The sequence below is a fragment of the Caulobacter sp. Root1455 genome (assembly GCF_001426905.1).
In the GTDB taxonomy this organism is placed as follows: domain Bacteria; phylum Pseudomonadota; class Alphaproteobacteria; order Caulobacterales; family Caulobacteraceae; genus Caulobacter.
In genome coordinates, this window is record NZ_LMFQ01000012.1 from 58526 (window position 1) to 79907 (window position 21382).

At 68.9% G+C, this 21382-nt stretch carries 22 protein-coding genes and 1 tRNA gene; 13 read left to right on the plus strand and 10 right to left on the minus strand.

Annotation, left to right across the window (positions count from 1 at the left end):
- The first annotated feature begins 53 nt into the window (after positions 1-53).
- A complete protein-coding gene (locus ASD21_RS07625; protein ID WP_056439721.1) occupies positions 54-815 on the plus strand; it encodes a LytTR family DNA-binding domain-containing protein in 762 nt (253 codons plus the stop codon).
- A 90-nt stretch (positions 816-905) separates the two neighbouring features.
- Here ASD21_RS07625 and ASD21_RS07630 read toward each other — a convergent pair whose 3' ends face one another.
- Positions 906-1346, minus strand: coding sequence for an RrF2 family transcriptional regulator (locus ASD21_RS07630; RefSeq protein WP_056439046.1), 441 nt, complete (start codon positions 1344-1346; stop codon positions 906-908).
- Positions 1347-1459: 113 nt separating this feature from the next.
- Here ASD21_RS07630 and ASD21_RS07635 point away from each other — a divergent pair, with 113 nt between their 5' ends.
- The gene (locus ASD21_RS07635; protein ID WP_056439049.1) at positions 1460-1867 is read left to right on the plus strand and encodes a group III truncated hemoglobin; all 408 of its coding nucleotides are present in this window, start codon (positions 1460-1462) and stop codon (positions 1865-1867) included.
- Positions 1868-1899: 32 nt separating this feature from the next.
- The gene (gene hmpA, locus ASD21_RS07640; protein ID WP_056439052.1) at positions 1900-3123 is read left to right on the plus strand and encodes an NO-inducible flavohemoprotein; all 1224 of its coding nucleotides are present in this window, start codon (positions 1900-1902) and stop codon (positions 3121-3123) included.
- Between the two features lie 108 nt (positions 3124-3231).
- Here the strand turns inward: hmpA and ASD21_RS07645 are convergent, their stop codons facing one another.
- Positions 3232-4383, minus strand: coding sequence for an aminotransferase (locus ASD21_RS07645; protein ID WP_056439055.1), 1152 nt, complete (start codon positions 4381-4383; stop codon positions 3232-3234).
- A gap of 155 nt (positions 4384-4538) precedes the next feature.
- On the opposite strand from ASD21_RS07645, the gene ASD21_RS07650 reads away from it, so the two are divergent.
- Positions 4539-4796 carry a GlsB/YeaQ/YmgE family stress response membrane protein gene (locus ASD21_RS07650; protein WP_056439057.1) on the plus strand — a complete coding sequence of 86 codons (258 nt, stop codon included), beginning with the start codon at positions 4539-4541 and terminating at the stop codon, positions 4794-4796.
- A gap of 75 nt (positions 4797-4871) precedes the next feature.
- Here the strand turns inward: ASD21_RS07650 and typA are convergent, their stop codons facing one another.
- Positions 4872-6707 (minus strand): translational GTPase TypA, encoded by a 1836-nt coding sequence (gene typA, locus ASD21_RS07655; RefSeq protein ID WP_056439060.1) that lies wholly within the window; start codon positions 6705-6707, stop codon positions 4872-4874.
- A gap of 566 nt (positions 6708-7273) precedes the next feature.
- Positions 7274-8206: an N-formylglutamate amidohydrolase gene (locus ASD21_RS07660; protein ID WP_056439063.1), complete on the minus strand. Its 933-nt coding sequence runs from the start codon at positions 8204-8206 to the stop codon at positions 7274-7276.
- Between the two features lie 178 nt (positions 8207-8384).
- Between ASD21_RS07660 and cpdR the strand changes: the two genes are divergently transcribed.
- The 3 genes from cpdR to ASD21_RS25030 all read left to right on the plus strand — a co-directional run bounded on the left by cpdR (position 8385) and on the right by ASD21_RS25030 (position 10514).
- Positions 8385-8741, plus strand: coding sequence for a cell cycle two-component system response regulator CpdR (gene cpdR / locus ASD21_RS07665; RefSeq protein ID WP_012284930.1), 357 nt, complete (start codon positions 8385-8387; stop codon positions 8739-8741).
- A gap of 111 nt (positions 8742-8852) precedes the next feature.
- A tRNA-Val gene (locus tag ASD21_RS07670) sits at positions 8853-8927 on the plus strand.
- Positions 8928-9314: 387 nt separating this feature from the next.
- Positions 9315-10514 carry an OmpA family protein gene (locus ASD21_RS25030; RefSeq protein ID WP_056439064.1) on the plus strand — a complete coding sequence of 400 codons (1200 nt, stop codon included), beginning with the start codon at positions 9315-9317 and terminating at the stop codon, positions 10512-10514.
- Between the two features lie 261 nt (positions 10515-10775).
- Here the strand turns inward: ASD21_RS25030 and ASD21_RS07680 are convergent, their stop codons facing one another.
- From ASD21_RS07680 to motA, 4 genes are all read right to left on the minus strand, one after another.
- Positions 10776-11171: a DUF6491 family protein gene (locus ASD21_RS07680; protein ID WP_056439066.1), complete on the minus strand. Its 396-nt coding sequence runs from the start codon at positions 11169-11171 to the stop codon at positions 10776-10778.
- Between the two features lie 30 nt (positions 11172-11201).
- Positions 11202-13022, minus strand: coding sequence for a tRNA (5-methylaminomethyl-2-thiouridine)(34)-methyltransferase MnmD (gene mnmD / locus ASD21_RS07685; RefSeq protein WP_056439068.1), 1821 nt, complete (start codon positions 13020-13022; stop codon positions 11202-11204).
- A gap of 86 nt (positions 13023-13108) precedes the next feature.
- On the minus strand, positions 13109-13429 hold the full coding sequence (locus ASD21_RS07690; RefSeq protein WP_056439070.1) for a hypothetical protein: 321 nt from the start codon (positions 13427-13429) through the stop codon (positions 13109-13111).
- A 135-nt stretch (positions 13430-13564) separates the two neighbouring features.
- Positions 13565-14434 carry a flagellar motor stator protein MotA gene (gene motA, locus ASD21_RS07695; protein WP_056439073.1) on the minus strand — a complete coding sequence of 290 codons (870 nt, stop codon included), beginning with the start codon at positions 14432-14434 and terminating at the stop codon, positions 13565-13567.
- Between the two features lie 188 nt (positions 14435-14622).
- Here motA and ASD21_RS07700 point away from each other — a divergent pair, with 188 nt between their 5' ends.
- The gene (locus ASD21_RS07700; protein ID WP_056439075.1) at positions 14623-15981 is read left to right on the plus strand and encodes an MFS transporter; all 1359 of its coding nucleotides are present in this window, start codon (positions 14623-14625) and stop codon (positions 15979-15981) included.
- Positions 15982-15985: 4 nt separating this feature from the next.
- Here ASD21_RS07700 and ASD21_RS07705 read toward each other — a convergent pair whose 3' ends face one another.
- Positions 15986-17002 (minus strand): SphA family protein, encoded by a 1017-nt coding sequence (locus ASD21_RS07705; protein WP_082554673.1) that lies wholly within the window; start codon positions 17000-17002, stop codon positions 15986-15988.
- Between the two features lie 125 nt (positions 17003-17127).
- Positions 17128-18414 (minus strand): lytic murein transglycosylase, encoded by a 1287-nt coding sequence (locus tag ASD21_RS07710; protein ID WP_056439078.1) that lies wholly within the window; start codon positions 18412-18414, stop codon positions 17128-17130.
- A 249-nt stretch (positions 18415-18663) separates the two neighbouring features.
- On the opposite strand from ASD21_RS07710, the gene ykgO reads away from it, so the two are divergent.
- The 5 genes from ykgO (at position 18664) to ASD21_RS07735 (ending at position 21210) form a co-directional block, all read left to right on the plus strand.
- Entirely contained in the window at positions 18664-18789 is a 126-nt protein-coding gene (ykgO, locus tag ASD21_RS07715) for a type B 50S ribosomal protein L36 (protein WP_018061125.1), read from the plus strand.
- A complete protein-coding gene (locus tag ASD21_RS07720) occupies positions 18789-19406 on the plus strand; it encodes an HAD family hydrolase (RefSeq protein ID WP_056439083.1) in 618 nt (205 codons plus the stop codon). Before ykgO ends, ASD21_RS07720 begins: the two co-directional genes overlap by 1 nt.
- A gap of 79 nt (positions 19407-19485) precedes the next feature.
- Positions 19486-20361: an NAD(P)-dependent oxidoreductase gene (locus tag ASD21_RS07725; RefSeq protein ID WP_056439086.1), complete on the plus strand. Its 876-nt coding sequence runs from the start codon at positions 19486-19488 to the stop codon at positions 20359-20361.
- 74 nt (positions 20362-20435) lie between these two features.
- On the plus strand, positions 20436-20705 hold the full coding sequence (locus ASD21_RS07730; RefSeq protein ID WP_018112952.1) for a DUF2312 domain-containing protein: 270 nt from the start codon (positions 20436-20438) through the stop codon (positions 20703-20705).
- 145 nt (positions 20706-20850) lie between these two features.
- The gene (locus ASD21_RS07735; RefSeq protein WP_056439088.1) at positions 20851-21210 is read left to right on the plus strand and encodes a hypothetical protein; all 360 of its coding nucleotides are present in this window, start codon (positions 20851-20853) and stop codon (positions 21208-21210) included.
- Positions 21211-21382 lie beyond the last annotated feature (172 nt).

A 21382-nucleotide genomic window follows, 5' to 3' on the forward strand; every position in this document is an offset into this window, starting at 1 on the left:
GAACGGGACGGCGGCGGCCATTTGCTGGGTTGGGGGCGATTTTCGGGGTGACGATGCGGGCTGACCCACGAGCGACCGTCAAGCGCGGGGCGGCGGACCTGGCGCTGCTGCTGGCGATCGGCCTGTTCATGGGCACGGTCGGGCCGTACGGCACCGACGGCCTGCCGCCGCGCCAAGTCTATGTCTACTGGCTGCTGTGCATCGTCGGGGGCGGGCTGATCGGCGTCGCCGTCGACGAGACGATCGGGCGGCGGGCGCCGGGGTTCTGGCGCCGGCTGCTGGCCACCACCGTGCTGATGACGCCGCCGACCACCCTGCTCGTGATGGCGGCGGGTCATGTCGTGGCGGGTGGAGCGCTGAGTCTGGCGCGCTATTGGCCGCTGCTGTGGCAGGTGTTCCTGATCTCCATTCCGGTCATGGCGATCCGGGCCCTGGTCTGGCGGCGGCCGCCGCCCGTGGTCGAGACCCGGGTCGTCGTCACGCCGCCCCTGCCGGAAGCCGAGGCGGCCTTCCGCCGCCGGCTGTCGGCGCGGCGAAGGGCGGCGCGGTTGATCGCCATCGAGGCCGACGACCACTATCTGCGCGTCCACACCGACGCGGGGTCGGAGATGATCACCCTGCGCCTCGCCGTCGCCCTGGACGAGCTGTCGGGCGCGCACGGCTTTCAGACCCATCGTTCGTGGTGGGTGGCGGCCGAGGCGATCGAGGGCGCGCGCTGGCGGCGCGGCGGCGGCGAGCTGCGCCTGGCCGGCGGCCTGACCGCTCCGGTCAGCCGGAGCCACGCGGCCACCGTCAAGGCGGCCGGCTGGTTCTAGAGCAAGCCGCGCGATCGCGCGGATCGCTCGAGGTTTTCGTTTTCGCATCGCTTTCGCGGAAAACCGGTCGCCACTTTTCCGCGCGATGCTCTAGGCGGGCAGCGCCGCGGGGTCGGTGATCCCGAACAGCGACCGCATCTGGTGACGCTGATCCAGCAGGTCTTCCAGGCTGTACTTGTCGAGCACCGCCATGAAGGCCGCCGTCGCCTCGTTCAGGACGCGGGGCAGGGTGCAGGCGGGCGCGATCACGCAGCCGTCGCAGTCGACCAGCTGGAACCCCTCCTCGGTCTGGCGCACCACCTGGCCGATGCTGATCTGGTCGGCGGGCCGGGCCAGGGCGACGCCGCCGCCCCGACCGCGCACGGTGCGCACGAAGCCGGCCTTGCCCAGGTCCTGCACCACCTTCATCAGATGGTTCTGCGAGATCTTGTAGAGGCCAGCGATCTCGCCGATCGACGACAGGCCGTCGTCGCGCGCCGCCAGGTGCAGCAGCACCCGCATGGCGTAGTCGGTGTAGCGCGTCAGGCGCATCGGAACTCCAGCCGCCGCCGCCTAAGGGCGATTACGTATAACAAGTATTTCTATTGCATGTTTTGAGGGTGGCTCATAGATGCACTTGATAAGCATCAATTAGGCCTCCCGCCATGGACCCCCGTCAATCCGCCGAGATCGAAGCCGTGCTGCCGGCGCTGTTGGAGCGCTTCTACGCCCGCGTGCGTCAGGACGCCGAACTGGGTCCGGTGTTCAATGATGCGATCGGCGACTGGGATCATCACCTGGGCGTCCTGACCGACTTCTGGTCGTCGGTGATGCTGGCCAGCGGCCGCTACAAGGGCAATCCGATGCAGGCCCACATGCGGCACGGCGCCCGGATCCACCCGGAGATGTTCGAGCGCTGGCTGGCGATCTGGACCGAGACCACCGACGAGATGGTCTCGCCGCCGGTCGCCGCCGACATGCAGGCCAAGGCCGCCCGCATCGCCCAGAGCCTGAACCTGGCCATCACCTTCCGCCTGCCCAAGGCCGAACCTGTCCAACCCGCGGTCTCCTGACCGCGCCCACTACCCAAACACGGAGAAACACTATGGCGGCTGCGCTTAGCGCGGACACGATCACGCGCGTCAAGGCCACGGCTCCGGCCCTGGCCGAGCATGGCGTCGCGATCACCCTGGCGATGTACGCCCGGCTGTTCCAGGACGACCACATCAAGGCCCTGTTCAACCACGCCAACCAGAGCAGCGGCGCCCAGCCCAAGGCTCTGGCCGGCGCGGTGCTGGCCTACGCCCAGAACATCGACAATCTCGGGGTCCTGCTGCCGGCGGTCGAGCGCATCGCTCAGAAGCATGTCGGCTACCACATCCTGGCCGAACACTATCCGTTCGTCGCCACGGCCCTGCTGGGCGCGATCAAGGACGTGCTGGGCGACGCCGCCACCGACGAGATCCTGGCCGCCTGGGGCGAGGCCTTCTGGTTCCTGGCCGACATCCTGATCGATCGCGAAGCCAGGATCCGCGCCGAGATCGAGGCCGTCGACGGCGGCTGGACCGGCTGGCGCGACTTCGTGGTCGCCGAGAAGATCCGCGAAAGCGCGGTGATCACCTCGTTCGTGCTGCGGCCCAAGGACGGCGGGCCGGTGATCCCGCACAAGCCGGGCCAGTACCTGACCTTCCGCTTCGACCTGCCCGACGCGCCCCAATTCTCGCTGCAGGGCGAGAAGCGCAACTATTCGATCTCGGCCGGCCCCAACGACGAGAGCTACCGCATCTCGGTCAAGCGCGAGGACCTGGGCGCGGCCTCGCGGTTCCTGCACGACCAGATCCGGATCGGCGACATCCTGCAGGCCACTCCGCCGGCCGGCGACTTCTTCCTGGCCGACCGGCCGGACCGTCCGGTGGTGCTGCTCAGCGGCGGGGTCGGCCTGACACCGATGGTCAGCATGGTCGAGCACATCGCCAAGGCCCATCCGGAGCTTGAAGCCCACTTCGTGCACGGCGCGCTGAACAGCCGCGTCCACGCCCTGGACGGCCACGTCCGGACCCTGGCCAAGGACCACGGCGGCGTCTCGGTCACCACCTTCTACAGCGAGCCTCTGGCGGGCGACCGGGCCGGCCAGACCCACGACGTCGACGGGCTGATCACCCTGGATTGGCTGAAGGCGAACACGCCGTTCGACCAGGCCGACTTCTATCTGTGCGGCCCCAAGCCGTTCCTGCGGACCTTCGTCGACGGTTTGGCGGGGGCGGGCGTGCCGGCCGACCGGATCCACTACGAGTTCTTCGGCCCGACGGACGAGGCGCTGGCGGCGTAGGGCGTTGCGCGACGCCCCCTCCGTCACGATGCGTATTCGCATCGCGCCACCTCCCCCGCTTCGCGGGTGAGGAGGAAACGGATCAGCCTCTCCTCCCCCGTGCAACGGCTAGCCCCGCGCCCTCGCCAACCGCGCCACCGCCTCGTCCAACGTCCCATCGGCCTTGGCGAAGCACAGGCGAAGGATGTGGCGCACCGGATCCTCCGCATAGAAGGCCGAGACCGGGATGCTGGCCACGCCGTGGTCGCGCACGGCCCGCAGGGCGAAGGCCCGGTCGTCCTCGTCGATCCCCGAGGCCTTCAGGTCGACATTGAGGAAATAGGTCCCGCCGCTGTCGAGCACCACGAAGCCGGCGGCGCGCAGCCCCGCCGCCAGGCGGTCGCGCGAGCGCTGCAGGCCGGCGGGCATGGCCTCGAACCAGTCGCCGGGCTCCCCAAGTCCAAAGGCCACGGCCTCCTGCAGGTTGGGCGGGGTGGTGAAGGTCAGGAACTGGTGGGCGCCGGCCAGGGCCTTGGTCAGGGCGGGGGCGGCGCAGAGGAAGCCGACCTTCCAGCCGGTCATGCCGAACATCTTGCCGGCCGAGCCGATCTTCACCGTGCGCTCGCGCATGCCGGGATAGCCGATCAGCGGCCGGTGTCGGCGACCGTCGAACACCACGGCCTCCCAGACCTCGTCGCAGACGGCGATGGCGTCGTGCCGAACGCAGAACTCCGCGAGCAGGGCCAGGTCCTCGTCGGGGGTGACGACGCCGGCCGGATTGAGCGGGGTGTTCAGCACCACCATCCGCGTCTTGTCGCTGAACGCCGCCTCCAGCATGGCCCGGTCGAACCGCCAGTGCGGCGGCGTAAGTCTTACGAGCTTGGGCGTGCCGCCGGCCCGCTTCACCATCGGCAGGTAGGCGTCGTAGAGCGGCTGGAACAGCACCACCTCGTCGCCGGGCGAGATCAGGCTCAGGAACGCCGCCGCCAGGGCTTCGGTCGCGCCGGAGGTGACGACGATCTCGCTCTCCCAGTCCAGGTCCAGCCCCTGGGCGCGGCCATAGTGGGTCGCCACGGCCTGACGCAGGGCGGGCAGGCCGCGCATCGGCGGATACTGGTTCGTGCCGGTCAGCAGGGCCTCGCCGGCCTTGCGGCGCAGCGCCATCGGGCCCGCGTCGTCGGGAAAGCCCTGCCCCAGGTTGATCGCCCCCGTGTCGCGCGCCAGGCCGCTCATCTCCTCGAAGACGGTGGTGGGCAGGTCGGCATAGACCGGGTGGACCATGGCGGGCGTCTCCCAAAGCGCGCGTACCGGGAGAGCTTGCCTAGCATGGGTTGGAGATCATGGGCTTGCTCAAGTTCCGTCGGCGGGCGCGAGCCGCAACCAACCGAGCGCTTGGGCATTTTCTCCGGCAACCTTGGCTGCGGGAAACAAACGACATGAACGGCGTGGGCTTCATTGGCGCGATCATCATCGGCATCTTCGCCGGCTGGATCGCCGAGCAGATCATGGGCCGCAATCACGGCCTGATCACCAACCTGATCGTCGGCCTGGTCGGCGCCCTGATCGGGGCGTTCCTGGCCAGCGCCCTGGGCATTCACTTCATGGGCTGGATCGGCAGCCTGATCATCTCGACGATCGGGGCGATCGTGCTGCTGTTCCTGCTGGGCCTGTTCCGGGGCCGCAACCGGGTGTGACGCCACGAAAAAGCCCGCCGTCCGGAAGGGGCGGCGGGCTTCTCGATCGTCCGGCCCGGAAGCTCCGGGAACCGACTATTCTTCCTTGACGCGACGCTTGCGGAACGACGGGTTCAGGATCTGCTTGCGCAGGCGGATGCTCTTCGGAGTCACTTCCACCAGCTCGTCTTCCTCGATGTAGGCGATGGCCTGTTCGAGGGTCATGCGGCGCGGCGGGGTCAGGCGGATCGATTCGTCCTTGCCCGAGGCGCGGACGTTGGTCAGCTGCTTGGCCTTCATCGGGTTGACGTCGAGGTCGTCCTGACGGGCGTTCTCGCCGATGATCATGCCCAGATAGCACTTCTCGTTGGCGCCGACGAACATGGTGCCGCGCTCTTCCAGGTTCCACAGCGCGTAGGCCGCGGTTTCACCGTCAGAGTTCGAGATCAGCACGCCCTTGCGCTGTTGGTCGAAGGCGCCCTTGTAGGGCTCGTAGTGGCTGAACACGCGGTTCAGCACGCCCGAACCGCGGGTGTCGGTCAGGAATTCGCCCTGATAGCCGATCAGCGAACGCGACGGCGCGGTCAGCTGGAGGCGGGTCTTGCCCGCGCCCGACGGGCCCATGTCCTTCAGCTCGGCCTTACGGAGCGACAGCTTCTCGATCACGATGCCCGAGAACTCGTCGTCGACGTCGATCATGACGTCTTCCATCGGCTCCAGGCGCTTGCCGGTTTCCGGGTCGGTCTGGAACACCACGCGCGGACGGCTGATCGACACTTCGAAGCCTTCGCGACGCATGTTCTCGATCAGGACGCCCAGCTGCAGTTCGCCGCGGCCCGACACTTCATAGGCGTCGCCCTCGCTGGTCTCGGTGACCTTGATGGCCACGTTCGATTCGGCTTCCTTCAGCAGGCGGTCGCGGATCACGCGGCTCTGGACCTTGTCGCCTTCGCGGCCGGCCAGCGGGCTGTCGTTGACCGAGACGGTCATCGAGATGGTCGGCGGATCGATCGGCTGGGCCGGCAGGGCGTCGGTCACTTCCAGGGCGCACAGGGTGTCGGCCACGGTGGCCTTGGACATGCCGGCGATGGCGACGATGTCACCGGCTTCGGCGCCCTCGTCGACCGGCGAGCGCTTCAGACCGCGGAACGCCAGCACCTTGGTGATGCGGCCGCGCTCGATTTCCTTGCCGTCGCGGTCCAGGGCGTGGATGGCCATGCCGGGAACGGCCTTGCCGCTCTCGATGCGGCCCGTCAGCAGGCGGCCCAGGAACGGATCGGATTCGATCAGCACGTTCAGGATCTGGAACGGCTCGTCCTTCTTGGCGATCTGCTTGGGTTCCGGCACGTGGCGCACGATCAGGTCGAACAGCGGGGCCAGGTTGTCGTTGGGCACGTTCATGTCCAGCGTGGCCCAGCCGGCGCGGCCCGAGGCGTAGATGTGCGGGAAGTCCAGTTGCTCGTCCGTGGCGCCGATGGCGGCGAACAGATCGAAGGCGGCGTTGTGGACCTTGTCCGGATCGGCGTGGGCGCGGTCGACCTTGTTGATGCAGAGGATCGGGCGCAGGCCCATCTTCAGCGCCTTGGTCAGCACGAACTTGGTCTGCGGCATGACGCCTTCCTCGGCGTCGACCAGCAGCACGCAGCCGTCGACCATGCCCAGGATGCGTTCGACTTCGCCGCCGAAGTCGGCGTGGCCGGGGGTGTCGATGATGTTGATGCGGGTTTCGCCCGCCTCGCCGTGCCACAGGACGCTGGTGCACTTGGCCAGAATGGTGATGCCGCGCTCGCGCTCCTGGTCGTTGGAGTCCATGGCGCGCTCGGTCGTCGCCTCGTTGGCGCGGAACACGCCCGATTGGGCCAGAAGCTGATCGACGAGAGTGGTCTTGCCATGATCGACGTGCGCGATGATGGCGATGTTTCGCATGGACATGGAGAAGGCGAACTTTCGGGGAGGAACAAATGGGTTTGACGCTGCGCGCGTCAGGCGCGCGGCTTTTACGCGACTGCGCGACGTTTATCCACCCCACCCCTGCGTGACAGATTGGCTAGGAAACCGGTGTCACTGCCAAACCCCTTAAATTCATGGGGTTTGCGAAAGTTGCGGACGGATGTCGTTTCTTCGGCAACTAATTGTGCATCGCAGCATTGATCTCTGAATCGGCCAAGCTTGGAGATCGGCGTTCTCTGTCCCTTGTGTTACAAAGGGTTTCACGAGGTGGGTGCGAGAAAAAAGACAACGCTGTCTGTCGATTTCGCTTGATGCATTTCGCACCGCACCCTATAAACGACCTGTGAGGCGGCGCTGCCGCCTCTGCCCTTCCTGGGCGTTTCCTCCCTAATGAACTGCCCGGCTTTCGAGCCGGGCTTTTTTTTGGCCTGGGTTCTAGCCGCGCGATCCTCGCCCATTTGAGCCCGTCATCCTCGGACTTGGTCCGAGGGCCCCGCGTTCACCCGCACTGTCGAGGCGGGTGGATCGCCGCTAGCGTCCGCCCTGTCTTAAAGCAGCTCGGCCCAGTCGGTCGCGACCAGCCGCGCCGTCACCGACTCGATGTCCGCCTTCAGCCGCGCCAGGCCCTCGGTCGGCTCGCGGGTCGTTTCGTTCATATAGAGCGCGCGGTTGATCTCGACCTGGATGGCGTGCGTGCGCCGCGTCGGGCGGCCATAGTGTTCGGTGGTGTAGCCGCCGGCATAAGGGGCGTTGCGGGCCACGCGATAGCCCAGCCCCTCCAGGGTCTTTTCCATCAATCCCGTCAGCTTGGGGCCGCAGGCCGCGCCGAAGCGGTCGCCCAGCACGATGTCGCAGGGGCCGCCGCCGCGCGCTCGATGACCGCGCGCCGCCGCCGCCGGCATCGAGTGCCAGTCGACCAGGATCGCCAGGCCGTGGGCGTTGCGCGCCTGGGCCAGCAGGCGGTCCAGCGTGTCATGATAGGGCCGGTGGGCGGTTTCGATGCGGGCCTTGGCCTCGGCGAAGGTCAGCTTGCGGGCGTAGATCGGGCGGCCCTCGCCGGCCACCCTGGCGATCGCGCCCAACCCCGCCGCCACGCGCGCCGTGCGGGCCTGGGCGAAGTCGGGCAGGGCGTCCTCGAACATCGCCGGATCCAGCTCCCAGGCGTCGCGGTTGAGGTCGATATAGGCGCGGGCCAGCCTGGCGCGGATCACGCAGACCCCCAGGGCGGGCGCGTCGGCGATCAGGTCGTCGACGAAGGCGTCCTCCGAGCCGCGCAAATCCTGGGCGGTCAGGCGCGCCGCGGCCATCATGTCGGGCGGATACAGCCGTCCGGAGTGGGGCGAGGCGAACACCAGCGGCGTGGGGGGCGGCTGACCCGCCTCGGAACCGGCGATTTGAGCCCGCGCGACCTCGAAGGCCGGCGAGAAGCCGTGCTCCGTCGTCGCCGGCGTTTCCGAAGCGATCGGCTCCCATGCGGTCATGGGCTTATTGTCGCGGTCCGACGGTTCCGGGTCAAACGCCAACGGCTCGCTGTATAGGAGGCGGAAGCCGGCGCCGAAGCGTTAGCTGTGGACAGCGCGGGTCCGGTTCATCCGCGATTTACCGTCCTTGTCTAGAATCTCGCTTTCCAATTCCGCCTATCGCCTGGAAACTGACCGCATGGCCCGCATCCTCCTCGCCGAAGACGATGACTCCCTCCGCGGGTTCCTGGCGCGGGCGCTCGAGCGCGCCGGCTTCGAGGTCACCGCCTGCGCCGACGGCGAAGAGGCGGTCCAGCATCTGGACACCCCCTGGGATCTGCTGCTGACCGACATCGTCATGCCCGGCATGGACGGCATCGAGGTGGCCCGCCAGGCCGCCGCCCGCGACCCCAGCCTGCGCATCATGTTCATCACCGGCTTCGCCGCCGTTGCCCTGTCGGCCCAGGACCGCGCCCCGGCCGGCGCCAAGGTGCTGTCCAAGCCCGTCCACCTGCGCGACCTCGTCTCCGAGGTCGAAAAGATGATGGCCGCGTAAAAAGTTTTCAGGCGGCCGGAAACCTGGGTTGCGCGACGGCTAAGCCGCCGCTATACCCCCACACCTTCCCGCCCGGGACGCTTTTTAAAAGCGCTTCCAGGCCGCTTTGGCGGACGCGTAGCTCAGCGGGAGAGCACTACGTTGACATCGTAGGGGTCACAGGTTCAATCCCTGTCGCGTCCACCATTCCCTTCTCCCCATTCAGATCAACCTGTCGTCGGCTCAGGCGTTATCATAACGCCGGACTGTCGCCTCCCAGGTCCTCGGATCCGCCTCGCCGGCTCGGCCGCGTCGCGCCCAAGCCGAGGCGTTCGCCGGCCAGGGCGCCCGGCGGTGACGCCAATCGCTCCGGCACGGGCGGCGGCGCGCGGAGACCACAACCGGGGCGGTTCCGGAATGAACGCCGCTATTCTTGAGCGGCCGTTCCCCGGTTCCCGGGAGGTTGCGTCGTTATTTCGACGAAATGGCGCGAATGTGGCGCCTTGGCCACACCTGAATTCAATCCTGACGCGTTGTCGTCGTGAGGTTGCTCTCCGGGCTGGCCTCAAGACATTCACGTAGAGGGTTCACATCATGAAAATCCGGTTGCTGGCTGGTGTTGCGACGCTTGCGCTCTGCGCCGCGTCGGGCGCCTCCGCCCAAATGACGTTGAGCGGATGGTACGTCGCCGGCGACGTCGGGTACCATTGGCCCGCCGGCGTCAAGGCCACGTCGTCCACCACTAATTCGGAGTGGAGCTTCTCCCCCGATGACGATTGGGCGGGCTTTGGCCGTATCGGCTACAAGCTGACCCCCAATTGGCGCGTCGAAGGCGAATACGGCTATCGCCCCGGCGACCAGTCGGGCGTCCATGGCTCGGGCACGCCGTCGGGTCTCTGCACCCCAGGCGTCCAACGCACCGCCGCCGCGCCGACCTGCGGTGGCGTGGATGGCGAACTGCTGGCCTCCACCCTGATGGCCAACGTCATTTATGACTTCATGCCGGAATCAAGCTGGCGTCCGTTCATCGGCGCTGGTCTGGGCACGGCCTGGGTCCACAACAAGGTCTACGGTCAGCTGTCGAACGTTCCGGCCGGCGCGGCCCAGTTCCAAAACACCAGCATCGACGACGTCGACCAGGCCCTGGCCTGGCAAGGCATCCTGGGCGTCTCCTGGGACTTCGCGCCGAACTGGTCGCTGGATCTGACCGGCCGCTATCTGGAGACGGACGACCTGCAATGGGGTTCGGTGACGACCAATGTCGGCGGCCCCGGCCACTTCGGCGCGGTGACCGACGTCGGCACCTTCGAAGGCAAGTACAAGGACACCTCGCTGACGCTGGGCGTCCGTTACACCTTCGGCTCGCCGCCGCCCCCGCCGCCCCCGCCGCCCCCGCCGCCCCCGCCGCCGCCCCCGCCGGAACCGGCTCCCCCGCCGCCCCCGCCGCCGCCGGCCTACGAGGCGCGTGAGTTCGTGGTCTACTTCCCGTTCGATCAGTACGTGCTGACGCCGGAAGCCCAGGCCGTGGTCTCGCAAGCGGCTGACTACGCCAAGGGCGGCAACGCGACGAAGATCACCGTGGTCGGCCACACCGACACCTCGGGATCTCCGAAGTACAACGCCAAGCTCTCCGAGCGCCGTGCCAAGGCCGTCGCCGACGGTCTGGTCGGAGCCGGCGTCCCGGCCACCACCCTGGCCGTGGATTGGAAGGGCGAAAGCGAACCGGCCGTCGCCACCGGCGATGGTGTGAAGGAACCGCTGAACCGCCGTTCCACGATCTCGATCAACTTCTAAAGATCGCGATCCAGACGAATGAGAAGGGCCCGGCGGCGACGCCGGGCCCTTTTTCTATTCCTCCCCCGCGAAGCGGGGGAGGTGGCGCGGCGCGAAATACGCGCCGTGACGGAGGGGGCTAGCGCGGCCGGTCATTCCCCCAAAAAGAAAGACGCCCCCGAGGGGATCGGGAGCGTCATCGTCCGGATTCCCGAGAGGGCGTCGGGGACCGGTCAGGCCGACATTCTGCGGGCGTCGGCTCTTTTGGCGAGCGTCCGCGCGTCAGGGGCGCATGTTGTCCGGCAGGGCGGCGGCCTCCTCGGCCGTCAGGGCCCGTATCGACCCCACGGGACAGCGCAGAGGCCCCGCGCCGGTGCGGGTGATGATCGTGGCGTGCTGGCCTTCGCAGATCTGGCTGCTGAAGTCCGTGGCGAAGGCGATGGTCTGGTACATGCCCAGGCCCGGACACTTGTTGGCCACCGTCACTTCGAACACCGCGCCCGTATTGAGCCTCACATAGACCAGACGATCCTTGTCGGTGGCCCATTTCTGGATGCGCTCGGTGCGGAAGCATTGTCGTTTGGATTTGGCGTCCGCGGCGGAGGCCTGAACGTCGGTCATCGCGAAACCGGCGAGCGCGACCGCCGAGGCGGCGAGGACGAGGAACATGCGCTGCATGGCGTTCTCCTGTTTCCCCGTTCAGGCCGATTATACCGCTCTAGGTTCGGTGCGCGACGAAAATCGCGCGGGCTGGACCAGGTCCGACAGGGCGCGGGGCAGGGGCGAGGGCAGGGCGAGAATCCGCGCCGTCAGGTGCTCGGCCAGAAGGGGCGCCAGGCAAAAGCCGCGCCCGCCCAGGCCGCCCAGGACGAACAAACCCCCGATGGCTCCACTGGCCGCGTCGGGGACCGCGCCGGCCAGCGGCAGGTGGTCGGCGGTCGCCGCGCGCAGGGCGGCGCGGCCTCGCAACGGCGCGTCGGCGAGCCGGGCGGCCAGGTCGGGCAACCCCTTGGCCAGGGCCTGAAGGTTGCGGCGATCGTCGGCCGGGCGAGCCTCGGTCTCGACGACGTCGCGGTCGTGGGTGGCCCCGAACAGCAGCCCGTCGCGGGTGGGGACCACATAGGCGCCGAAGGCGGCGGGGGCTTGCGCCGGACGGTCGGTCCAGGTCGTCTGGCCGCGCACGGGCCGGATCGGGGCGGAAGGCCACAGCAGGGCCTGGTCCGCGCCGCCGGCCAGCACCACCGCGTCGACCTCGGCCAGCAGGCGATCCTCCGGGTCATGCAGGCGCCAGACGCCGTCTTCGTGGGTCAGCCGCGCCACCCGCGCCGAGGTCGCCGGTCCCCGCCAGGCCTCGATCACCCGCGCCGGCTCCACCACCAGGGCGTGGGCCATATCCAGGGCGGCCTCGACCGGCTCGCCCAGCCGCGCCGTGGCGGCGTCGGCCCCGAGCACGCTCATCGCGTCCGGTTCGAACAGATCCTGGGCCGCGACGGCGGCGTGGCGCTCGGCGTCGCGCGGGGCGACCGCCAGCTTCAGAACGCCCCGGGTGATCACCGCCTCGGGTAGTCGGGCATAGAGGGCGACGGCGCGGGCGAAGGCCTGGGCCGCCAGGGCGGCGCGCGGGCCGCCGCCGGCGTCCAGGGCCGGGGTGACCAGGGCGGCGGGATTGCCCGAAGCCGGGGCCTGGCCGTCGTCGAACACCGCGACCTCCAGGCCCTCGGCGCGGGCGGCGCGGGCCATGGCGGCGCCGGCGATCCCGCCACCGATCACCGCCAGGCGGCGCGGACGGGCGGGGGCGGCCGGCGCGCCCGGAAAAACCGCCTCCAGCCGTTCCTTCTTGCGGCCGAAGCCCGGGCGCTTGTCGACCTGGAAGCCGGCGGCCGCCAAGCCGCGCCGCACCGCGCCGGCCACGGTGAAGGTGGCGGCCCGCGCGCCGGGCGCGCTGCGGGCGGCCACGGCGGCCAGGATCTCCTCGCGCCACATGGCCGGGTTCAGGGCGGGGGAAAAACCGTCCAGAAACCAGGCGTCGGCCTGGCCATCCCAGGCGGCCAGGGCGTCCTCGACGTCCATCACCGCCAGGTCGAAGGTCGCCTCGAAGCCGGGCAGGTCGATGCGGTGAAAACCCCGCGCCCGACCCGGCCAGTGGTCGAGCAGCACCTCCGCCGCCTCGCCCAGCTCCGGCCAGACCGCCAGGGCCCGGGCCGCCTCGTCGCGGGTGATCGGGTGGGCTTCGATCGAGAAGAGGTGCAGGCGTTGACCCGGGGCCTTTTCCCGCCGCCACAGGTCCAGCAGGGCGGCGATGTTCAGGCCGGTCCCGAAGCCCAGTTCACCGACGGTGAAGTGGTCGCGGCCCCGCCAGGCGGCCGGCAGGCCGCAGCCGGTCAGGAACACCGCGCGGGTCTCGGCCAGGCCGTCGGCGCTGGAGAAATAGACGTCGCCGTACAGGGCCGACTGGGGCATGCCGTCGTCGCGCCAAACCAGCGGAGAGTCGGCCGGCGGTGCGTCGGGAGGGGCGGCGGGATCGCTCATGGGCCGCTTATAGGGCGCGACGCACCCATAGAAGAAGGGCCGCCCTCGCGGACGGCCCTTCCGATCGTTCGAAAACCAGGCCGGCCTTAGTGGGCGGGCGCCGGCTCGGTCTTCTTTTCGGTGGTGGTGGTCGTGGTGGTGGTCGTGCCGGGCGCTTCGGCGGCGGTCGTGGCGTCCGGGGCGGCCGGAGCCGCGGCGGCGTCGGCGGCGGCTTTGTTGGCGTCGGCGGCGGCGGTGGTGGCGTTCTGAGCCGCGTCCGTGGCGGTGCTGGCCGAGGCGGCGGCGTCTTGGGCGGCCTTCGAGTTGGCGTCGGCGGCGGTGTCGGTCTTCGGACCGCAGGCGGCGAGCGACAGGGCCGAGACGGCCACGCCGGCGATCAGGATCGAGCGGAGAATCTTGGTGGTCATAGGGGCTTCCCTTGCGACTGCTTTTCTGGCGATCGCGACCCGTCTGGGTCGCGTCGCAAGGTCACAGAACATCAGTTCGGGAGCAGGGGCAAGACAATTGTTCACGGATCCGTGATCGGTCCGTGATCGTGCCGATCAAGGCTCCGCGGGGATGGCCTGCAGGGCTTCTTCCAGCTCCAGGAAGCTGGGTTGAGCCTCGCTCGGGACGCTGCCGCGGCCGATCTCGACGCTGATCTGGGCGGCGTTGCCGTGAAGGTGGGCGACCAGGACCGACTGGATGATCTTGTAGAACGAGCCCTCCTCGTCGACCACGGCGGTCAGGCGCGTGGCGAACGGTCCGACCAGGCCGTAGGCCAGGAACACGCCGAGGAAGGTGCCGACCAGGGCGCCGCCGATCATCGCGCCCAGCACGGCCGGCGGCTCGGTGATCGAGCCCATGGTCTTGATGACGCCCAGCACGGCGGCGACGATGCCGAGCGCGGGCAGGGCGTCGGCCAGGCTTTGCAGGGCGTGGGCCGGGGCCAGGCCTTCGTGATGGTGCTTTTCGAGCTGCTTCTCCATCGCGTCCTCGACCTGGTGGGGATCCTCCAGATTCATGGTCATCATCCGCAGGGTGTCGCAGATGAAGTCGACGGCGAAATGGTCCTTCATGATCCTGGGATAGCGCAGAAAGATCCCGCTCTCGTGCGGCCGCTCGATGTGGCTTTCCAGGGCGATGACGCCCTTGGACTTCATCGTCTTGGTCAGCAGGAACAACAGGCTGAGCAGGTCGCGGTAGTCCGGGGTCTTCCACTTGGGACCCGCGAAGATCTTGCCGAAACCGGCGCCGGTGGCCTTGATCACCGTCATCGAGTTCGAGACCAGGAACGAGGCGATGCCCGCGCCGAGAATGCACATCAGCTCATGCGGAGCGGCCTCGATGATCACGTCCATCTTGCCGCCGGACATGATGAAGCTGCCGAACACGAGCGCGAACAGCAGGACGATGCCGATGATCTGGAACATGATGAAGAGAGCCCCGGGTAACTTCAGCCGGGATCATCGCTTTTAATGCTTAATCCAAGGTGAGCGGGGCCTTCCGGCCCGGTTGCGCCTTTCGCCGCACCCGCCTAACAGATGTTTGACGTCGCCTCGCGGGGCCGGCCGGACCGGCCGACGCCCCCGTGGAGATTGTCCGGGTTGGGAGGGAAGGCATGAGCATGGCGAACCCGGATGCCAATCTTCTTCCTGGGCGTCTTGATGACCGCGCCAAGGCCCGCGCCTTCGCCATCCTGTTCGCCGTCCTGCTGTCCAGCGCCGCCGGCAACACCGCCCTGCAGACCGTGCTGCCGGCCATCGGCCGCCAGGTCGGCATTCCCGACGTGCTGATCAGCTCGATCTTCTCGCTGTCGGCCCTGCTCTGGGGCGTGATGTCGCCGGTGTGGGCGCGGATGTCCGACAAGCGCGGCCGCAAGCCGATGGTGGTCCTGGGCATGGCCGGCTTCGCGGTGTCGATGCTGGGCTTCGGCTTCTTCATCCTGATGGGACTGAAGGGACTGATGGTCCCGCTGGCGGTGTTCGCCGGGGCGGCCCTGTCGCGGGCGATCTTCGGCCTGGTCGGCAGCGCCTCCAACCCGGCGGCCCAGGCCTATGTCGCCGATCGCACCGCGCCGGCCGAGCGCACCAACGCCCTGGCCACCATGGCCTCGGCCAGCGGCCTGGGCACGATCCTGGGTCCGGCCGTCGCGCCGTTCCTGGTCTTCCCGCTGCTGACCCTGTCGGGGCCGATGTTCTCGTTCGCGGTCATCGCCGGCGTCGTCCTGATCCTGGTTATGCGCGGCTTGCCGGAAACCCAGGACGAGATCCCCGAGCGCCCGGACGACAGCCAGACCGTGAGGGGGGGCGGCAAGCCGCGGGCCCGCGTGCGCTGGAACGACCGGCGGATCATGCCCTTCATCGTCTACGGCTTCCTGCTGGCCAGCGCCCAGACGGTGAACCAGCAGACCCTGGGCTTCATGGTCATCGACAAGCTGAACATCTCCCCGGCCAAGGCCGCCGCCTTCGCGGGGGTCGCGATGATGGCCGGGGCGGTGGCCAGCCTGCTGGCCCAATGGGGCCTGATCCGCATGTTGCGGCTGACCCCGCGCCAGCTGTTGTGGCTGGGCGCCGGCTGCGCGGCCCTGGGCAATCTGGCGGTCGCCTTCTCGCCCGACTACCACACCCTGGTCGTCGGTTTCGCCCTGTGCAGCCTGGGCTACGGCTTCGCCAGGCCCGGCTTCACGGCCGGCGCCTCGCTGTCGGTGGGGCATGAGGAGCAAGGCGCGGTGGCCGGGGCGATCAGCGCCATCAACGGCGCCTCGGTGATCATCGCCCCGGTGCTGGGCGTGGCGCTGTACAAGTGGGCGCACCCGTCGCCCTACCTGATGAACGTCGCGGTCTTGGCCGGCCTGGTCGCCTACGCCCTGATCGACCCGGTCATGCGCCGGGTCGGCGACGCGACCGCCCCGCGCGAGGCCCGCGACGAGGCCCAGGTCGTCGACGCCAGCTCGATCGACGCGACGGGGCCGCACTAGAATCCTAGGGCGGCGGCGCGGCCGGCATCTTCAGGCTCAGCGGCACGGTCAGGCCCAGCCAGAACGAGTCGCCCTCCATCCGGTTGGTGGCGTTGAACTCGGTGAAGGCCCGGGCCCGCAAGGTGGCGGGCATGTGGCCGATCTTGAAGGTGTAGGCCGCCGTGGCGCCCACGCCGGTGACCTCGCCCTGGAACGGGCCGAGCACCGCGCCTGGACCCCGGTCGGTGCTGACCTGCTTGAAGTAGTAGCTCTGCAGCCCGGCCGACCACCGGGGCGAGAAGGTCTTCTCGATCGCCGCCTCCAGGTGCATCTCGGTCCCGGTCGTGTAGTCGGTGTGGGGGTTCTCGCCGTTGAGGGTCAGGCCGGCCTTGCCGCTGACGTCCCAGCCGCTCTTGGGGTCATGCCAGCTGACCGCGAACGAGGAGTCGAGCGCCCAACGGTGGAATGCCAGGTTGGCCAGCTCGTCCTTGCGATAATCGCCGATCGGGACATTGAGCATGGTCGAGACCTGATAGTGGACGTTCCCCTTGCTCCAGCCCAGCATGGCGGTGGCGATCGGATCGCCGATCACGGTGGCGGAGTCGCCGACCCCGCCGCCGACCTGGGCGCCGCGCGGGCCGGTGAGGAAGACGTCCGCGTCGACATCGACGTTGCCGACCGGCAAGGCCGCGCCCAGGCCCACGGTCACGCCGTGCAGGTCGGTGGTCGGCACCCACAGCACGGTGGCGAAGTCGGCCAGGATATCGGCGTCCACGCCCGCCACCACGTTACCGCCCAGGGGCAGTTGCTTGGCGCCGCTGAGGCTGCCCTTGTAATAGTAGAGCTCGTTGTCGAAGAAGACGCCCCGCAGCGGCGGCATGACGGCGTTTCCCGGTCCTCCCGAACCGAGCAGATAGAGACTGGCGCCGCTTTCGGACGCTTGGGCCTGGTGGGCTCCCGCGGCAAGGGCGAGGCTGAGGCCGACGCCCAGTCCCTGGACGAGGCGGCGGGCGGCGGATCGGACGTTCGGCTCCTGGCCCATGATCCCGGTCTCCGTGGCTTAGGCCTCGAAGAGTGGTCGGGCGCGATCCGAGCGGCCATAGGGCGGATTGCTGAGTCGTCCTTGCGGCGCGACGGTAATCCAGACCCCGGAATATCCCTGAACCGCTAGCTGATCCCCGCCTGGGCCTTCAGCCGCGCCACCATGTCGGACGACAGGTAGCCGTCGGCGGGCAGTCTGCGGTCGGCCTGCCAGGCGCGCAGGGCCTTGCGGGTGCCGGCGCCGATCACCCCGTCCGCGGGGCCGGGATCGAAGCCCAGACGACCCAGAGCGATCTGGGCGGCCATGCGGTCGGCCAGGCCCAGCGGCGCCTCGACCGGCCAGGTCGCGACCAGCGGCCCGCCGCCGGCGAAGCGGTCGGCCAGCAGGCCGATCCCCAGGGCGTAGGACGTGGAGTTGTTGTAGGTGCGGATCGCGAAGTGGTTGGGCAGGGCCAGGAAGGCCGGGCCCGACCAGCCGGCCGGCAGGATCAGGCCGGCGGGCGAGGCGGCGTCGGCGGGCGTCCAGGGCAGGCCGTCGGCGCGGCGCACGCCCTTGGCTTCCCACCACGACGGGAGCTCGCGCGGACCCTCGGCCAGGCCGTAGTCAAAGCCGGCCGGCAGGATCACTTCCTTGGCCCAGCCGACGCCCGGCTTCCAATTGCCCTTCTTCAGCAGGTTGGCGGCCGAGGCCAGGCTGTCGCTGTCGCTGCCCCAGATGTCGCGGCGGCCGTCGCCGTCGTTATCGACGGCGGTGGACAGGTAGTTGGAGGGCAGGAACTGGGTCTGGCCCATGGCCCCGGCCCACGAGCCCCTCAGCTGGGCGCGCGTGACCTCGCCCGAGGCGATGATCTTCAGGGCGGCGATCAGCTCGCCCTCGGCCCAATTGCGGCGGCGGCCGTCGGCGGCCAGGCTGGCCATCGAGCGCACGACGTCGAAATTGCCCTGGATCTTGCCGAACGCCGATTCCATGGCCCAGACGGCCAGCAGGATGTCGCGCGGCACGCCGTAGCGGCTCTCGACGTCCGGCAGGAAGGTCAGGGTGTCGCGCTTGTCGCGGCCGACGGCCACGCGATCGTCGCTGATCACGCCCTTGATGTAGTCGCCGACCGGCTTGGAGAATTCCGGCTGGCGGCCGTCCAGCGAGATCACCTTGGGATCGGGCGTCACGCCGTCCAGCTCGCGGTCGAGCAACTGCTGCGTCAGGCCGGCGGCCAGGGCCTTCTGCTTGAAGGCGGCCAGCCACGTGTCGAAGCCGACCACCTGACCGGCGGCCGGCGGGGCGGGGACCGGCGTGGCGGGGCCCGGCGGCGGCGCGGGCGGGGCCGGCGGCGAGACCGACGGCGCCAGGGGCGCGTTGGCCGAGGTGTCGGCGCAACCGGCCAACAGCAGAACGAGGAAAACGCGTCTATCCATGGCGGCAGGCTACCGAGGTTCGTGACAGGGCTGCAATCACAAGGGCGACAGACCGGTTAAGTTCCCGCGTGGTCGAGCTTGAGCTGTGGAGCTTTTATCGCCTCCGTGGGGTGGATGCGCGCTTTCCGGCCAGGGCGCACATTGACTCCCGCGCTTGTCCTGCTTATACGCACGCCCTCCGAAACATCCCGGATGTTCCTTTCGCCCTCATGGCGGCCGCGAACCTCTCCGCTGAGTATAGAGACGGTCATGAAGGTTCGTAGCTCGCTGAAGTCGCTGAAGTCGCGTCACCGCGACTGCAAGATGGTTCGCCGCAAGGGCGTCATCTACATCATCAACAAGACCGACCCGCGCTTCAAAGCCAAGCAAGGCTAATGACGCCCGCACGGCCTCCCAGGGCGCTGCTCTGGGACGTCGGCAACGTCATCGTGCGCTGGAATCCGCGCACGCTCTACGCGAAGATCTTCAAGGAACCGGCCGATCTCGACCGGTTCCTTTCGCATGTCGGGACCCTGGATTGGCATTCGGCGACCGACCGCGGCGTGACCTTCGCGGACAACATCGCCGCCCTGAGCGCCCAGCACCCGCACCATGCCGAGTCCATCGCCGCCTGGTGGGACCGCTGGCTCGAGATGTTCTCCGGGGCGATTCCCGAGACCGAAGCGGTCATCGAGGCCCTGGCCGAGCGCGACGTGCCCCAGTTCGCCCTGACCAACATGTCGACCGAGACCTGGCCCGACGTGAAGGCCATGAGCCCGGTTTTCCGTCATTTCCGCGCCGCGGTGGTCTCCGCCGAAGAACGGGTCATCAAGCCCGAGCCGCGCATCTACGAGATCGTGCTGGAGCGCACCGGGCTGGAGGCCGCCGACCTGTTGTTCGTCGACGACAGCGCCGCCAATATCGCCGCAGCCGCCGCCCTGGGCTTCCACACCCACCACTTCACCGATCCGGCGACGCTGCGGCCGGCGATCGAGAAGTTCGGCTTGCTCTAGACGCGACGGCGCTTAAGTAGCCCTCAGTCTGGATGAGGCGGAGCGCCTGCTCCGCGCAGGGCCTTTTCGGGAGCTTCCCATGCACATCGGTTTCATCGGCCTGGGCGCCATGGGCGCGGCTATGGCCGCCAACCTGCTGGACAAGGGTCACGCCGTGACGGTGTGGAACCGCTCGCCGGGCCCGGTCGCCGAGCTTGTCGCCCTGGGCGCGAACGCCGCCGAAGACGTCGGGGCGGCGCTGCGGGTCGACATCGTCCTGTCCATGCTGGCCCACGACCAGGCGGTCCGCGACGTTCTGCTGGACAGCGGAGCCCTGGCCGAGGCGCCCAGGAGCCTGGTCCACGTGAACCTGGCCACCATCTCCACCGCCCTGGCGCGGGAAATGGCCGAGACGCACGCGGCGCTGGGACTGGGCTATGTGGCCGCGCCGGTGTTCGGCCGACCGCCGGTGGCCCGGGCCGGCGGGCTGAACGTGCTGGCGGCCGGCGCGCCCCAGGCGGTGGCCACGGCCATGCCGGTGCTGGAGGCCCTGGCGACCAAGGTCTGGCCGATGGGCGAGGACCCGGTTCGCGCCACCGCCGTCAAGATCGCCGGCAACCTGATGATCGTCTCGGCCGTCGAGGCCATGGGCGAGGCGACGGCCCTGGGCGCGGCCCATGGCGTGCCCGCAGCCGACCTGCTGGACATGCTGACCAACACGATCTTCGCCGCCCCGATCTACAAGATCTACGGCGCCATGATCGCCGAGGGGCGCTACCACCCGCCGGGCTTCGCCGCCGACCTGGCGCTGAAGGACGTCCGCCTGGCCCAGGCCGCCGGCGACGAGAAGGGCCTGGCCCTGCCGCTGGCCGATCTGGTCGAGGGCGGGCTGGAGACCCTGCTGTCGGGCGAGGGCGAAACCCCGGACCTGGCCGCCCTGGCCGAAGTCTCGCGCGGACGTGTGGAAGGGCGCTGAATCCACCTTCCACTCGCGGCCCGTTGCCACTAGGTTCCGCGCCTCCCGTTTCCGGACTTTCGCGAGAATTCTTCATGGCCGACGACGCCGCGCCGCACGCCGACGTGCTCAACTCCACCGCTCAGGGCCAGCTCAAGAGCATCATCGACCGGGTGGAGCGCCTCGAGGTCGAAAAGACCGAGATCGCCGAGCAGATCAAGGAAGTCTACGCCGAGGCCAAGGGCAACGGCTTCGACGTCAAGATCCTGCGCAAGGTGGTCCGCCTGCGCAAGACCGACCGCGCCAAGCGCCAGGAAGAGGACGCGATCCTGGACCTGTACCTGTCGGCCATCGGCGAGATCTAGGACTTAGGCGGGGACACACACTCGCCCCGCGGCATGGAAATCCTGCCGTGGCCGTGCCGCGAGTGTGTGTCCCCACCTCGTTCCACGACTGAAGCCTGCATTTTTCCGCGTGCGTCGCGTCGCCGACGCCCGCTAGTCTGCCCGCATGCGCGCCAAGAAGCCGCCCGATCCCCGAGCCCAAGCGCGCAAGGCCGCCCTGAACGCCCTCAAGCGCGCCCAGCGCACGGCCGACAAGGCCGGGATCGCGCTGTCCGAATGGGAAGGCGAGTTCCTGGGTTCGGTCGCCCAGCGCATCGAGACCTACGGCCGGGCGTTCGGCGATCCCGAAAAGGGCGGCGCCGGCCAGGCCATGTCGGTCAACCAGACCATCAAGCTGAAGGAAATCGCCGCCAAGGCGAAAGGCGAGCGCAAGCCGATGTCCCGCGGCAAGGGATTCGGCCGTCGCGACTCGACGCGACATGGGCGGTCGCCCGAACCCTCGACGGAAGAGTCCGACGACGAATGACCGGCCAAGGCCAAGCTTTGGCCTAGGGTGAATCCCGCACAAAGTGCGCGGTAAATGCCCGAACCCTGCGAAAATGGTCACCGTTTCTCACCAAACTCGCGACTTGGGAGAACGGCGTTAGGTTTTCGGTAACGAAACGGGCCGACATTTGGACCCCGCGTAAAGTATTGCT

Bases quoted from the DNA above. Each gene is read 5' to 3' on its own strand.
- ASD21_RS07660 (WP_056439063.1), bottom strand. From the start codon at position 8,206: ATGACCGCATGGGAGCCGATCGCTTCGGAAACGCCGGCGACGACGGAG.
- ASD21_RS07650 (WP_056439057.1), top strand. From the start codon at position 4,539: ATGAACGGCGTGGGCTTCATTGGCGCGATCATCATCGGCATCTTCGCC.
- motA (WP_056439073.1), bottom strand. From the start codon at position 14,434: ATGTTCCAGATCATCGGCATCGTCCTGCTGTTCGCGCTCGTGTTCGGC.
- ASD21_RS07680 (WP_056439066.1), bottom strand. From the start codon at position 11,171: ATGCAGCGCATGTTCCTCGTCCTCGCCGCCTCGGCGGTCGCGCTCGCC.
- typA (WP_056439060.1), bottom strand. From the start codon at position 6,707: ATGTCCATGCGAAACATCGCCATCATCGCGCACGTCGATCATGGCAAG.
- ASD21_RS07700 (WP_056439075.1), top strand. From the start codon at position 14,623: ATGAGCATGGCGAACCCGGATGCCAATCTTCTTCCTGGGCGTCTTGAT.
- hmpA (WP_056439052.1), top strand. From the start codon at position 1,900: ATGGCGGCTGCGCTTAGCGCGGACACGATCACGCGCGTCAAGGCCACG.
- ASD21_RS07690 (WP_056439070.1), bottom strand. From the start codon at position 13,429: ATGACCACCAAGATTCTCCGCTCGATCCTGATCGCCGGCGTGGCCGTC.
- ASD21_RS07645 (WP_056439055.1), bottom strand. From the start codon at position 4,383: ATGGTCCACCCGGTCTATGCCGACCTGCCCACCACCGTCTTCGAGGAG.
- ASD21_RS07625 (WP_056439721.1), top strand. From the start codon at position 54: ATGCGGGCTGACCCACGAGCGACCGTCAAGCGCGGGGCGGCGGACCTG.
- ASD21_RS07705 (WP_082554673.1), bottom strand. From the start codon at position 17,002: ATGGGCCAGGAGCCGAACGTCCGATCCGCCGCCCGCCGCCTCGTCCAG.
- ASD21_RS07735 (WP_056439088.1), top strand. From the start codon at position 20,851: ATGCGCGCCAAGAAGCCGCCCGATCCCCGAGCCCAAGCGCGCAAGGCC.
- ASD21_RS25030 (WP_056439064.1), top strand. From the start codon at position 9,315: ATGAAAATCCGGTTGCTGGCTGGTGTTGCGACGCTTGCGCTCTGCGCC.
- mnmD (WP_056439068.1), bottom strand. From the start codon at position 13,022: ATGAGCGATCCCGCCGCCCCTCCCGACGCACCGCCGGCCGACTCTCCG.
- ASD21_RS07630 (WP_056439046.1), bottom strand. From the start codon at position 1,346: ATGCGCCTGACGCGCTACACCGACTACGCCATGCGGGTGCTGCTGCAC.
- ykgO (WP_018061125.1), top strand. From the start codon at position 18,664: ATGAAGGTTCGTAGCTCGCTGAAGTCGCTGAAGTCGCGTCACCGCGAC.
- ASD21_RS07725 (WP_056439086.1), top strand. From the start codon at position 19,486: ATGCACATCGGTTTCATCGGCCTGGGCGCCATGGGCGCGGCTATGGCC.
- ASD21_RS07730 (WP_018112952.1), top strand. From the start codon at position 20,436: ATGGCCGACGACGCCGCGCCGCACGCCGACGTGCTCAACTCCACCGCT.
- cpdR (WP_012284930.1), top strand. From the start codon at position 8,385: ATGGCCCGCATCCTCCTCGCCGAAGACGATGACTCCCTCCGCGGGTTC.
- ASD21_RS07710 (WP_056439078.1), bottom strand. From the start codon at position 18,414: ATGGATAGACGCGTTTTCCTCGTTCTGCTGTTGGCCGGTTGCGCCGAC.
- ASD21_RS07720 (WP_056439083.1), top strand. From the start codon at position 18,789: ATGACGCCCGCACGGCCTCCCAGGGCGCTGCTCTGGGACGTCGGCAAC.
- ASD21_RS07635 (WP_056439049.1), top strand. From the start codon at position 1,460: ATGGACCCCCGTCAATCCGCCGAGATCGAAGCCGTGCTGCCGGCGCTG.